Source organism: Bradyrhizobium sp. LeoB3, from assembly GCF_055456055.1.
The window spans coordinates 1-12,504 of record NZ_JBVBEF010000096.1 but is presented as its reverse complement, the minus strand read 5'-3'; the positions used below and the strand labels follow the sequence as shown (position 1 = coordinate 12,504).

Annotated in this window: 12 protein-coding genes and 6 pseudogenes; all 18 read right to left on the bottom strand. The window is 60.7% G+C overall.

Annotation, left to right across the window (positions count from 1 at the left end; genetic code table 11):
- Positions 1–33: 33 nt before the first annotated feature.
- A pseudogene (locus ACZXDY_RS36730) lies at positions 34–949 on the bottom strand (NADP-dependent oxidoreductase).
- Between the two features lie 77 nt (positions 950–1,026).
- Positions 1,027–1,548 (bottom strand): DUF3788 domain-containing protein, encoded by a 522-nt coding sequence (locus ACZXDY_RS36725; protein ID WP_464348906.1) that lies wholly within the window; start codon positions 1,546–1,548, stop codon positions 1,027–1,029.
- A gap of 40 nt (positions 1,549–1,588) precedes the next feature.
- On the bottom strand, positions 1,589–2,173 hold the full coding sequence (locus ACZXDY_RS36720) for an FMN-dependent NADH-azoreductase (protein ID WP_464348905.1): 585 nt from the start codon (positions 2,171–2,173) through the stop codon (positions 1,589–1,591).
- A 183-nt stretch (positions 2,174–2,356) separates the two neighbouring features.
- Positions 2,357–2,915 (bottom strand): annotated as a pseudogene (locus ACZXDY_RS36715) (carboxymuconolactone decarboxylase family protein).
- A gap of 22 nt (positions 2,916–2,937) precedes the next feature.
- A complete protein-coding gene (locus ACZXDY_RS36710) occupies positions 2,938–3,681 on the bottom strand; it encodes a nitroreductase family protein (protein WP_464348904.1) in 744 nt (247 codons plus the stop codon).
- A 128-nt stretch (positions 3,682–3,809) separates the two neighbouring features.
- Positions 3,810–4,440: pseudogene (locus ACZXDY_RS36705) on the bottom strand (helix-turn-helix transcriptional regulator); the annotation flags it as partial.
- 81 nt (positions 4,441–4,521) lie between these two features.
- Positions 4,522–4,977: a carboxymuconolactone decarboxylase family protein gene (locus ACZXDY_RS36700; RefSeq protein ID WP_464348903.1), complete on the bottom strand. Its 456-nt coding sequence runs from the start codon at positions 4,975–4,977 to the stop codon at positions 4,522–4,524.
- Between the two features lie 20 nt (positions 4,978–4,997).
- Positions 4,998–5,416, bottom strand: a pseudogene (locus ACZXDY_RS36695) (cupin domain-containing protein).
- Between the two features lie 53 nt (positions 5,417–5,469).
- Positions 5,470–5,940, bottom strand: a complete 471-nt coding sequence (locus tag ACZXDY_RS36690; RefSeq protein WP_464348902.1) for a pyridoxamine 5'-phosphate oxidase family protein — start codon at positions 5,938–5,940, stop codon at positions 5,470–5,472.
- Between the two features lie 33 nt (positions 5,941–5,973).
- Positions 5,974–6,729, bottom strand: a complete 756-nt coding sequence (locus tag ACZXDY_RS36685) for an SDR family oxidoreductase (RefSeq protein ID WP_464348901.1) — start codon at positions 6,727–6,729, stop codon at positions 5,974–5,976.
- A 3-nt stretch (positions 6,730–6,732) separates the two neighbouring features.
- Positions 6,733–7,377, bottom strand: a complete 645-nt coding sequence (locus ACZXDY_RS36680) for an FMN-dependent NADH-azoreductase (RefSeq protein WP_464348900.1) — start codon at positions 7,375–7,377, stop codon at positions 6,733–6,735.
- A complete protein-coding gene (locus tag ACZXDY_RS36675) occupies positions 7,374–8,033 on the bottom strand; it encodes a glutathione S-transferase N-terminal domain-containing protein (RefSeq protein WP_464348919.1) in 660 nt (219 codons plus the stop codon). The genes ACZXDY_RS36680 and ACZXDY_RS36675 overlap by 4 nt, the downstream gene beginning before the upstream one ends.
- Before the next feature lie 167 nt (positions 8,034–8,200).
- Positions 8,201–8,734: a peroxiredoxin-like family protein gene (locus tag ACZXDY_RS36670; RefSeq protein WP_464348899.1), complete on the bottom strand. Its 534-nt coding sequence runs from the start codon at positions 8,732–8,734 to the stop codon at positions 8,201–8,203.
- A gap of 143 nt (positions 8,735–8,877) precedes the next feature.
- Positions 8,878–9,423 carry a carboxymuconolactone decarboxylase family protein gene (locus ACZXDY_RS36665; RefSeq protein WP_464348898.1) on the bottom strand — a complete coding sequence of 182 codons (546 nt, stop codon included), beginning with the start codon at positions 9,421–9,423 and terminating at the stop codon, positions 8,878–8,880.
- Between the two features lie 35 nt (positions 9,424–9,458).
- A pseudogene (locus ACZXDY_RS36660) lies at positions 9,459–10,077 on the bottom strand (nitroreductase family protein).
- Between the two features lie 399 nt (positions 10,078–10,476).
- Complete coding sequence (locus ACZXDY_RS36655; protein ID WP_464348897.1) at positions 10,477–11,433, bottom strand: cupin domain-containing protein; 957 nt, start codon at positions 11,431–11,433, stop codon at positions 10,477–10,479.
- Between the two features lie 78 nt (positions 11,434–11,511).
- Positions 11,512–11,961, bottom strand: coding sequence for a GNAT family N-acetyltransferase (locus ACZXDY_RS36650; protein WP_464348896.1), 450 nt, complete (start codon positions 11,959–11,961; stop codon positions 11,512–11,514).
- A gap of 119 nt (positions 11,962–12,080) precedes the next feature.
- Positions 12,081–12,322: pseudogene (locus tag ACZXDY_RS36645) on the bottom strand (NADP-dependent oxidoreductase); the annotation flags it as partial.
- Positions 12,323–12,504: the final 182 nt, after the last annotated feature.

The following is a 12,504-nucleotide window of genomic DNA, read 5'->3' as shown; positions in this document are numbered from 1 at the left end:
TTCCAACTTCAGCCTCTTCGCGAGGTCGAAATCTTACGGACTAACGCGGATTACTGTCTTTCCCGCGCGGCGCTCGGTCGAGTTGAAGGTTGCAACCGCATCGTTGAGTGCTGCAATTTTACCGATGTTCGTCCGCAACCGTCCATCCCGCACCCGCTGGACGATCTCACTCAGTTGGGCACGATCGGACTCGACGACAAAGTCGACCGTCAAGCCATCTTTGGGCCGAGCCTCTGTCGGCCGACGACGGTCACCAAGGTACCTCCGGCCCGGATCAAGGCGCGGACCGCTTCTGAACATCGCCGCCGATTACGTCGAACACCAGATCGACACCGCCGACGTCTTCCAGGTTGTTGTTCCCGAGATCGACGAATTCATTTGCACCGAAGTCGAGAGCCTTCTGGCGGTTGGCGGCGCGTCCGGCGCCAATGACATAGGCTCCGGCTTCTCGCGCAAGCTGCGTCACCACCGAACCGACGGCGCCGGGCCGCGCCATGGGCAAGCACGGTCTGCCCTGCCTGAAGGCGGCCATGCTGGAACAGGCGCTGCCACGCGGTCAGGCCCGAGATTGGCAAGCTCGCGCCTACCGTGAAGTCGACATCGCCGGGCAGCGGCGCGAGATTGCGTGCTTCCATGGCGACGTACTCGGCAAGCGTGTCGTCGCGATGCCAATCCGCCACGCCGAACACCCGCTGACCGATTGACAGCCCCGTGGTGCCGTAGCCAAGCGCGGTGACCACACCGGCCAATTCATGGCGGAGGATCGATGGCGTCCGGTCACGGAAGGCCCGATCCGCCCAGGTCGAAGGCCACTCCAGTTCGGTGTTAACGAATCCCACCGCGTGAACCCGAACAACGACGTCGTTTATCGCTGCCTGTGGTTCGGGCCGCTCCACCAGCTTCATTCCGGCAGTTCCCGCAGTCTGGTCCTTACAACGATTGCTTTCATGGGAATCGTGCTCCTCAGTGATTCGTTGGTTCGAGGTAAATTGCAGGCGTGGAAGGTCTTTTAGATCTGTCACGCAGTTAGCTATCGGTTCGACGCCTTCGCGACGCCCGTGATGTCGAATTGCTGTGTGATGCCGACGATACATCTGGCGGGCGCTTCATAGTCAGAAGCTCCGTCACATCATGCAGATCATCTGCCGATGAGATGGCAACCGTCAGCCATTTTCCGTCGATGTACGTCTTGGCTTCATCGTAGAGCTTGACCAATTGCGGCGGCCAGACATAACGCCGCTCCTCAAACTTCTCTCGTTCTGCTCCACCCATCACCACGACAGCTGAAAACCGCCGGTATTCCGGCACCAAGGTGCAGAATGCCTTGGTTTTCTTGTAGCGCAGAGACCAACCGCGGTTCTTGCCACCGTAGAGCCAGTCCGGCGAGAAAACTCCAGGGTAGAATTCGTCGATCCAGTTCCGCAGCTCGGCCCAATGCTCGAACGCATCTGGACCGAGCCATTTGCGTAGGGCACTGTCATCGGGCGGTGCTGATTTGTCGGTGATCCTGTCGCCGATTTGGGGAAGCGTACCGGCAGGTAAAATCATCGAAAGACCTCGTGTTCATAGTCCGGCGGAGGCCGGAGGGTTATGATGCGAGCGTGCCAAGAGGTGCGCTCTTGAATGCTGCTGGTGCGACCGTCCCCAGAGCAGGAGGGCATCGCGAGAGCACTGCAGGACGATCGAGCACGCCTCGAAGCTCTCCCATGACCGTAAGGTCGATGGCGGCAAGAGCGTTGTCCCTCGTTGCTGTGGCCTTGTCCCCGTCAAGAAACGCGGTGGCCTGTACCGGGTGGAATTGCAGGGTTTTCAGCCCAATGGAGTTCAGCGCCAGCGTCAGGTACGACGTGAGGAAATCGGGCTGATTGGCTCGCTCGCCAGAAAAGACGGCACCGGAAGCGACGCCGATGAAAACCGGACGATCCCGGAGCATTCCCACCTTTCCGGACGGCGTCGACTTCATCGTGCGACCGACGCGCAGAATTTGATCGATCCAGGCCTTGAGGACCGAGGGAATGGTGAAGCTGTGCATGGGCGTTCCGATGCCAATCACATCGGCCGCCTCGACTTCCTGAATAAGCGCTTCGGAAACGTCCAGAGCACCCTTCGGCGGAGCCGCCAACGTGGCCGGCGAAGACAGCGCGACCACGTAATCCGCCACGGCGTGAGGCAAGGGTTCAGTCGTCCCTAAATCACGCTGAGTGATGCTCGCCCCGGGGCGCAACCTCGAGAAGCTTTTCGACGATCGCCGCCGAAAGCTGGCGGCTAAGCGAATCCTGACGCGGACTGCAATCAATATGGAGGATGTTCATGCGATCGATCCCAATTGCTTCGTGAGGTTGCGATGGGACCAAGCTCAGATCGAGCCGGCCGGCGCGACGGCCGGAAAGTCCTTCTCGTGATCGAAAACGTTGTTGAAGAAGTTCGTCAGCGAGTACATGGCCACCAATTGCTACGATCTCGATGATGTTCGCGTCGGTGTAGCCAACCTCGCGGACCGCTTTCAGATCGGCATCACTGACGTGCCCGCGCGTCTCGATGACTTTGCGCGCGAACTGGACGGCGGCGTCCCGCTTCGAGTCGTTGGCATGGCCCTTTCGGGCCAGAATGATGTCATCGGCCGATAGCTTCGCCATGTGTTCGGCTGTGAAGCTGTGAACCGTCAGGCAATAGTTGCAACCATTCACTTCGGAGACCGCGAGTCCGATACTGTCGCGTGTCTTTACGTCGAGCGCTTTGCTCAGGGAGCCGAGCAGGGTGGCCCAGGAGTTGAATGCGCTTGGGCTCTGAGCGAAGGCCGCCATCATATTTGGGGTGAACCCGATGTTCTTGGTGAACGCATCAAGGGTCGATTTCGATTCAACCGGCACCTGGTCAGGCTTCAGAGCAACAGTTCTTGCCGTCGTAATCTCCATAAGTTCTTGAGTTGATTTTGAATTATGCAAAGTCGAGCACGTCAGCCACCGGCATGCGGGGCTTCTGCGGCCAGTTGCCTGCTCGCTCCGGCCCGACGGTCAGCAGCATGACCGGCACTTCGTCTTCGGCCAGACCGAACTCGCTGTGCACGGCCTCGGCGTCGAACCCGATCATCGGCGTAGAACCCAGGCCCAGCGAACGGGCCGCGTACATGATCGCCGCGGTGCCGAAGGTCGCGGAGCGCACGGCCTCGTCGCGTTGACGCTGCGGCTGATCGTCATACAGACCGCGAGCGGGCATTTCCCATTCCGGCACCAGATGCGCCGGCATGATGCCGGCTTCCACGACGGGCGCCAGGCGATCGGGGACGGTGCTGGCATCGGCCAACTGGCCGATGACGATAAAGGTAACGGCGGCGTCCCCGATCGCGGGCTGATTCCAAGCGATCGGACGCAGCCGCGCCTTTGCTTCAGGGGAGCGTACAGCGATGAAGCGCCAGTTCTGCAGGTGGAAGGATGTGGGCGCTGACGTGCCGATGCGCACCAGATCGCGGATCTGATCGTCGCTCAGGGTGGCGGTAGGGTCGTAGTACTTGGTGGCACTGCGGGTCAGAATGGTGTCGATGACAGCGTTTGTCGGCAGCGGCCGGGTGGGCGAATGGGAAGGTTGGGGCGCGAGAGCGATTCCGTTCCTTTTGGCCCGTGGGTAGATGTCCGCGATGGCGCCGATTGCGGGATCGGCAGCGGCTGTGGCGATGTTGTTCATTGGGTGGCTCCCTCATCAAGTGATTACGGAACTCAATTTACGGTTGGCCGTGCAAACTTCGAGACTGGATCAGCTCAAGATGATGCGCGAAAGGATCAAACTGACGCGCGTGAGGCCCAGCCGCGCGTCTACTCGCCTCTGTGCGCCAGTCGGCGCCATTCCCCCGCCGTCATCCCCATCCTCTCGGCAAACACACGCCGAAATGCCGAGACCGATTGATATCCAACGGTCTCGGCCACAGCTTCGGTGCTGATCGCCGGCTCCTTCAACTCGTTGGCGGCCAGACTCATGCGGAGATCGGTCAACAGATCGAGGGCGGAGCGACCGAGCCGGTCTTGAAAGTGCCTCGTGAACGTGGCCCGCGACATGCCGCACAAATCCGCCAAATCAGGCAATTTCCTAGACCGCGCTGGATCGGCAAACATCGCTCAATGGCTGGGCCAGTCGCGGATTTCTAGCCAGGGCCAACAAGTCTTCGGTAGATTTTTCGGTTTCGCTCGCCGCGCGTAGGACGAGAGTGAATAAGACCGAAGAAAGCGCGTTGAGAATGGCGCGTCCTGCCGCCCTGTCACCGGCGGACTCCATTCGCATCAGCCCGACAAAACCGGAAAGTTGGCTGAATGCCGACCCGATGCCCTCTTCTCTATGGTTTTCCATAGCCCGCACTACCAGATTTGCGGGCAGGTAGTTGCGGATCAGTCGATCATGGGGCGGCACGACGAAAAACCGTCCGCACAGCAGATCCAGTTGCTCACCCCGCCCACGGTGGCCGCCAGCAACAAAAATCTTCACAAGAGGAAGACCTTCGAGATGTGCGCGCCGCGGCGGGGTGCGCTTTGCTTATTTTTTGGTGGCCGCGTGGGGCGCGTTGCGAAAGCTAATCGCCATGCGGTCGTAGGCATTCATCAGGCTGATCGCGAGCGTGAGGTCGACCAGCTCCTTCTCGCCGAAAACCGCGCGTGCCGCCTGGTAGGCATCGTCCGGCACGCCGGCCTGCGCCACACGCGTCACCGTTTCGGCCCAGGCCAGGGCGGCGCGCTCGGTCTTGCTGAAGAGGTCGCCGCCTTCCTCCCAGGCCTGAACCTGGGCGAGCTTCCCGATCGGCACGCCCGTCTTCGTGAGATCGCGTATGTGCGTGTCGAGCCAATAACCGCAGTTGTTGATCTGCGAAACGCGCAGATAGACAAGCTCCACCAGCTCGGCCGGCAGCTCGCTCTGCGTGATATAGCCATACACAGCGCCTAGGGCCTTGGCGCCGTTCGGAGCGATCTGGTTATAGTCCAGACGTCTGGTCATTGGCCTCTTGCTTCGAAGGTCTATTTGACGGGCGTGGTCAGAGGGTTGTCGTTGGTTCGAGGACGAAGACAGCGAGCAGCTTTGCCGGCTCGGTCTTGCTGGCATTGCGGCTGATCGAATGGGTCGCACCCGGCGCTTCGGACCAGCTCTCGCGCGGCCGATAGATGCGCGTCTCGCCGTCATTCACCTTCGACTCGATCGCGCCCGAGATCACATAGGCGTAGATGAAAGCCGACTTCGCGTGGGTGTGGGGCGGAGAGGCCGCGCCAGGCGCGTAGTCGACCTCCAAGGCGATCAGCGACTTGCCGGGGATATTGGCAATAGCCGACCCAAAGTTCTTCGTGACGGTTTGCGTTTCGCTATCATGGGCGGAGACAGCGCCGGCCATCGAGAAGGCAAGGGCGGCGCAGGTGGCGGCGATGATGGTTCGGATCTTCATGGGCTTTCTCCCTCTGAGTATAGGTTGGTATGCGGTCTTCGCGGACCCTGCACCTATGTCCCGATGGGTTTCACACCGTACCTTTGAAGGTAGGTGCTCCTGATTTCGTCCTGACTCCGAGGAGGGCGGGCAAAGACATGGGCGGGAGACAGCAACGGGGTGATCGAAGTGGTTTCGATTTTGACAACGTGATCGACAGGATACTCAGGGCCATTCGCCGCCCGAACCCAGTTGGCGATCATCAAAGACTCGCCATCGTGTTGCGGCAGTATCAAAGCACGGCCCTTGAATCGATAACCGCGCCTCTGGAAGATATCGACTACGTTGATTTCGACGGCGGGATTGTGCTTCAAGTTCAGTATCGTCCGAGGCGATGCGATATCGGCGAAGTAGAGAACGCCGTTCATGACCGTCAAAGATGCCTTCGGCGAAAGATTGGGCGTCCCGTCCTCGTTGACTGTCGCGACGAACGACAGGATCCCCTGCTTGACGATCGCCTCCATGTCGGCAGTGATTTCAATCATGGATATCCTCGCTTCGTTATCATGGGAACGCGATCAAGCTTCTTTCCGCGAGCGGCGTAACCACTCCTCCAGATTGAGGTGGCCGAGAAGCGCCTTGCCCCATGGTACGAGTGACTTTTCCTCGAGTCGCCCGCCGAAATATCGGGCTTCCGAATCTTTCACGACCTCCCGCGGGTCTCCGACGGCCTTCAAATAGCGCGCGACGATTTCGTTGAACGGCGCTCGTTCCGGGCCTGCGATATCGACGATCCCGTTTCGCGGGTTAGCGAGAGCCACTTCGCCGACGATGGCGGCAACGTCGTCAGCCGCGATAGGCTGAAGTAGACCCGGCGGCAGCCGGACGACGCGTCCATCCGTACTCGCACCGGCAATGGCGCCGAGGAATTCCAGGAACTGGGTCGCGCGAATGATCGTGTAGGGGATACCCGAAGCCTCGACCAATTTCTCTTGGGCGACTTTGGCGCGGTAATAGCCTTGGCCGGGTACCCGATCGGTTCCGACGATGGATAGAACGACGTGGTGGCGAACGCCTGCCGCGGCCTCCGCCGCGAGAAGGTTGCGTCCGGAGGTCTCGAAGAATTCCATCACCGCCTTGGCGTCAAACGACGGCGCATTGGAGACGTCGATCACCACCTGCGCGCCGGTCATAGCTCCCTCAAGCCCTTCTCCGGTGACGGTGTTGACGCCACCTCCGCGCGACGCCGCGACCACCTCGTGGCCGCCCCGGCGCAGAATGGCGACGGTCTTCGAGCCAGTAAGCCCGGTGCCGCCGATCACGACTATCTTCATGCTTCACTCTCCTTCGACAGACGCCGGACGTGCAACTTCCCCCATGACCGTCAGGTCGATCGCCGCGAGCGCTTTCTCCCTCGCTGATGTGGCGTTGTCCCCCTCGAGAAACGCGGTGGCTTGCACGGGGAGGAATTGCAGGGTTTTCAGCCCAATGGAGCCCAGCACAGCCGCAAGATACGGCGTGAGAAAATCGGGCTGATTGGCCCGGTCGCCGGTGAAGACGCCACCGGAAGCGATGCCGATGAACACCGGACGATCACGGAGCATTCCTATTTTCCCGGCCGGCGTCGACTTAAACGTGCGGCCGGCGCGCAGGATCTGATCGATCCACGCCTTGAGGACCGACGGTACGGTCAGGTTGTGCATCGGCGTTCCAATGACGATCACATCGGCCGCCTCGACTTCCTGAATGAGCATTTCGGAAAGATCCAGCGCCCCCTTCAGCGGGGCAGCCAACGTAGCGGGCGACGACAGGGTCGTCGCATACTCGGGCGCAGCGTGCGGCAAAGGGACAGCCGCAAAATCTCGCCGGCTGATGCTCGCGCCGGGCGCGACCTCTAGGATCTTTTTGAGGATCGCCTTCGAAAGCTGGCGGCTGTGCGACTCCGGACGCGGGCTGCAATCAATATGAAGGATGTTCTTCATAATTTCCTCTCCTCGGTCAGTGCCGTCACTTGCAGCCCGCGCTGCACCGCCGGACGGGCGAGGCCGCGGTCGAGCCACGCCTGCACATGAACAAAGCGGTCGAAGCCGACGAGCTCGCGCGCTTCGTAAAACCCGATCAGGTTGCGCACCCAGCCAAGCAGCGAAATATCGGCGATGCTGTAGTCAGCGCCCATCACCCAGTCGCGGCCCGCGAGCCGTTCGTCGAGGACACCGAGCAGCCGCGCTGATTCGGTTGCGTAGCGGTCGCGCGGGCGCTTGTCCTCATAGGCCCTGCCGGCGAATTTGTTGAAGAAGCCGACCTGGCCGAACATCGGCCCGACTCCGCCCATCTGCCACATCACCCACTGGATCGTTTCGTAGCGGGCGTTCGGATCGGCCGAGATAAATTGTCCCGTCTTGTCGGCAAGATAGAGGAGGATTGCGCCTGATTCGAACAGCGCGAGCGGCGTGCCGCTCGGCCCGTCGGGGTCGTAGATTGCGGGAATCTTGCCGTTGGGGTTGAGCGCGAGAAAGGCCGGCTCGTGGTTTTCGTTTGCCAGAATGTCGATTCGGTGCGGCTCGTAGGCGAGGCCCGTTTCCTCAAGCATGATGCCGACCTTCACCCCATTGGGTGTCGGCAGGGAAAAGAGTTGCAGCCGATCAGGGTACTGCGCCGGCCAGCGCGCAAAATTGGATGATCGAGCATTACTTTATTCCTGATTCACGATTAGGGATGGGGCAGCTCAGTGGCCAACACTTTGCCCGCCGTCGACGTGCAGGATCTCGCCACTGATGAATGGTGCGGGGTCGAGAAAGAGGACGCTCAGAGAGGGCCGTCATACTCGCCACGCGCCGGATAATCTTTGGCGATGGCAAAGTCGATCGCCTGAAGCAGTTCGGAGAACAGCGGACGGGCGAACGGCATTGTTTGAACCGCGCCGTAATACAAAGTACCGTCCGGTCGGACGAGGAATACGCCAGGCTCTGAAAATAGCGGCGGCTCCTCGACGTTAATCGATGACTTTCCGCGCGACGATGAAATATAGAGTCCCCATCTACGCGCAACCGCGAGCGGCAGAGAGTATCCGAATCGCAAGCGGGTGCCGACCTTGCTCGCCATTTCCTGAGCGCGCTCGCGAATGTCAGAGCTGACGGCGATGACCTTTGTGCCGCGACGCTCATATTCGGGGATCAGCGATTCTAGGTCACGCAGATACTTGAGACAGACCGGGCAATGGAGCCCGCGATAAAATGATATCAACGTAAATAGCTTCGGTGCATCGGCGGCAAGATCAAAGTCGCCATGAGCAAGCGTCGGCACGCGCAATTCGGGAACTGGTCGACGAGGCAGCAGCATTCTCTTCTCCGGAGTTATTGCCTACGAGCAGCGCTCGTCGGCTCAGATAGCGTCCAAACCTGCAGCACGAGACTCTGGCCGAAGCCGATATTGTCGTCGTATTGGCCGATGATCCGCGTGCCCTGCGCTGTTTCGAATGGAGTTCAGATCGAGCCAGCCGGCTTAACGGCGGGAAAGTCCTTCTCGGGATCGAACACGTTGTTGAAGAAGTTCGTCAGCGAGTACATCGCTACCAGAGCGACGATCTCGATGACGTTCGCGTCGGTGTAGCCGGCATCGCGGACGGCCTTGAGGTCCGCATCACTGACATGGCCGCGGGTCTCGATGACCTTCCGCGCGAACTGGACTGCGGTGTCCCGCTTCGGGTCGCTCGCATGCCCCTTCCGGGCGAGAATGATCTCGTCGGCCGGCAGCTTGGCCATATGCTCGGCAGTGTAGCTGTGAATCGTCAGGCAGTAGTTGCAGCCGTTCACCTCGGAAACGGCGAGGCCGATGCTGTCGCGCGTCTTCACGTCCAGCGCCTTGCTCAGGGAGCCGAGCAGTGTCGCCCAGGCATTGAACGCGATCGGACTGTTCGCGAACGCCGCCATCATGTTCGGCGTAAAGCCGATGTTCTTGGTGAATGCGTCCAGCGTCGACTTCGAATCGGCCGGGACCTTTTCCCGCGTGAGAACTTCACAACGTGCCATAGTAATTCTCCTTAACTTACTGGATTGTTGAACGATTATGCGAAGTGCAGCACGTCGGCGACCGGCAGGCGCGGCTTCTGCGGCCAGTTGCCCGGGCGCTCCGGCCCGACGCTCAGCAGCATGACCGGCGCTTCGTCTTCGGCCAGGCCGAACTCGCGGTGCACCGCTTCGGCGTCGAAACCGATCATCGGCGTCGAGCCCATGCCCATCGAGCGGGCCGCATAGATGATCGCGGCCGTGTCCGAATGTGGCCGAGCGGATTGCTTCGTCGCGCTGGCGCTGCGGCTGATCGTCATACAGACCCCGCGCCGGATTTTCCCACTCGGGCACCAGGTGCGCCGGCATGATGCCAGCTTCCACGACTGGCGCCAGGCGCTCCGGAACCGTGCTCGCATCGGCCAGCTGGCCGAGGATGATGAAGGTGACGGCCGCTTCGGTGATTGCGGGCTGATTCCACGCGATCGGGCGCAGCCGAGCTTTTGCTTCGGGCGTGCGAACGGCGATAAACCGCCAGTTCTGCAGGTGAAAGGATGTCGGCGCGCAGGTGCCGATCCGCACCAGCTCGCGGATTTCTTCGTCGCTCATCCTGGCGCTGGTGTCGTAGTATTTGGCAGAGCTGCGGCTCAAAATGGTTTCGATGACGGGATTCGTCATCGTCGGTGCTTTGGGTGAATGAGAAGGTTCAGGCGCGAGAGTGTTTCCGCTCTCCTTGGCCCGCAAAAGGATTGCAGCGGTGGCGGCTTCGGTGGTGGGAATAGCGACTTGGCTCATGGTGTGGCTCCCTCATCAGGTGATTAGTGAGGTTCACTTTAGGCTTGGCAATGCTGATTTCGAGACGCGAACGGCTCAACAAGATGCCCAAAAGGATCAAACCGAGGCGGATCGATCAACGGTCCTCCCACGGCAGCGCGCGCCGTAAGTCGTCTCGTCGAGATCGAGCTTCAGCTGCGGCAGGTATAGAAGGACGTCTCGCGGGTCGGTCATGCGAAAGAGTGCGCGGTCCGCGCCTACGCGCCTAGCTCGTCGTTCGGTCTGAACCGAACGCGAGCGCATTTACGCGCTCTCGCGAGCCAGACGTCGCCATTCTCCCGGCGTCATCCCCATCTTGTCGGCGAACACGCGCCGGAATGCCGCTACCGATTGATACCCAACCGCCTCGGCTACGGCCTCCGTGCTGATCGTCGGCTTCTTCAGCTCGTTGGCGGCCAGGCTCATCCGGATATCGACTAACAGGTCCGCGGCCGAGCGGCCCAGCTTTTCCTGAAAGTGCCGCATGAAGGTGGCGCGTGACATGCCGCACAAGTCGGCCAGATCGGGCAGATTCCAGGGCCGGGTAGGATCGGCCAACATGGCTGAAATGGCGGGGGCTAGTCGTTGATTTCCGGCCACCGCCAACAATCCTTCCGGAGCCTGCTCGGTTTCGCTTGCCGCGCGCAGTGTCAGTGTGAATAGCGCCGAGGAAAGCGCGTTGAGGATGGCGTTGCTGCCCGGCTTGTCGCCGGCGGACTCCACCCGCATCAGCCCGACGAGATTGGCAAGGTGGTTCGCGGCGGACCCGACGCCCCCTTCATCATCGCCGTCCATGGCCCGCACCACCAGATTGGTGGGCAGGTAATTGCGGATCAGCCGATCATGTGGCGGCCCGATGAAAAATCGCCCGCACAACATGTCCAGACGGTCGCCCTGGCCATCATTTGCGCTGAGCATCCATCCGGCCGAACGCTGGCTATTGTACGTTGGCCCCGGCGTATGCCCGCTGCCATCGTGCAGCACGTGCTCCGAACCGTGAGGCAACATCACGATATCTCCGCCCACGAGCTCCCGCGCGGTCTTCGTCTCCGGATCCTCGATAATGGCCCGGCCCTTGAGCACGACGTGGTAGGGAATCTCGTGCGCGGCGGACCGGGGCCAGGCCACGCGCCATGGTGCACCATAGGCACAGCGGACCTCGAGCTGGCCAGTGATGGTGATCATTTGCAGGAGATGGCTGAGCCAATCGATTTGGGACATAAGACCTCGCTACCTTACCCGGATCGCGTAGGACAGAGACGCGGCGCACGGGGCCTGAGGATGGACCTGCACTAGCGGTTAGCCGAATTGCTTTCGGTAAATGATAAAACCCGAGCGTTCGGCGATCCGGTCGTAAAGCTGCATGGCGTTGTGATTGGATTCGTGCGTCGACCAGTACACGCGGGCCGCCCCTCGACGTCTCGCCTCGGCATAGACATGCTCGATCAGCGCGCGACCGACGCCGCCGCCACGTGCGTCGTCCGCGACAAACAAGTCTTGAAGATAGCAGTAGTCGCCCGTCGTCCAGGTTGATCGATGGTAGATCGAATGCACCAAGCCCAATGCTCGTTTACCGACCATGGCGAGCGCTGCACGCATCGGCTCGACCGGGTCCAACAAACGCACCCAGGTCTTGAGCGTCACCGACTCGGGGATATCCACCTCGTAAAATCGTTGATAGCCTTTCCACAGCGGAAGCCAAATATCAAAATCGTGGTTAGCAATGGCTTTAATCTCGACTGATTGCATAGAATGCTCCTGAAATCCCTGTAACGTCCTTAACCCGTTACGCATCGAGCACTGGAAACATTTGATAGCCGCGTTTCTCTTGCGTGCTCATCGCGTAGATTCCTTCACGCTGAGCATCCTTACGGACGAACGCGGATAATCGTCTTCCCGCTGATCCGCTTTGTCCGATTGAAAGCAGCGCAGGCACCGTCGAAGGTCGCGACGGTGCCGATGTTCGTCCGCAGCCGTCCATCACGCACCCGCCAGACGATCTCACCAGTTGGGCGCGATCGGACACGAGAACAAAGTCGGTTTCCAGGCCGTCGGCAGGCCGTGCCTCGGTCAGCCCGGCGATGGTCACCAGCGTTCCTCCGGCTGCGACGCGCAAGCGATGACCGGCAGGGACTATGACGACGACTTCAGCGAACCCGTATCGATCGGCAGGCTGCGCACACGCTTGCCGGTCGCGGCGAAGATCGCGTTGGTCACTGCAGCACTGACAATGGCTGTCGGAGCTTCACCAACGCCACCCGGAGCCTCAGCGTTCTTGATCAAGTGTGTCTC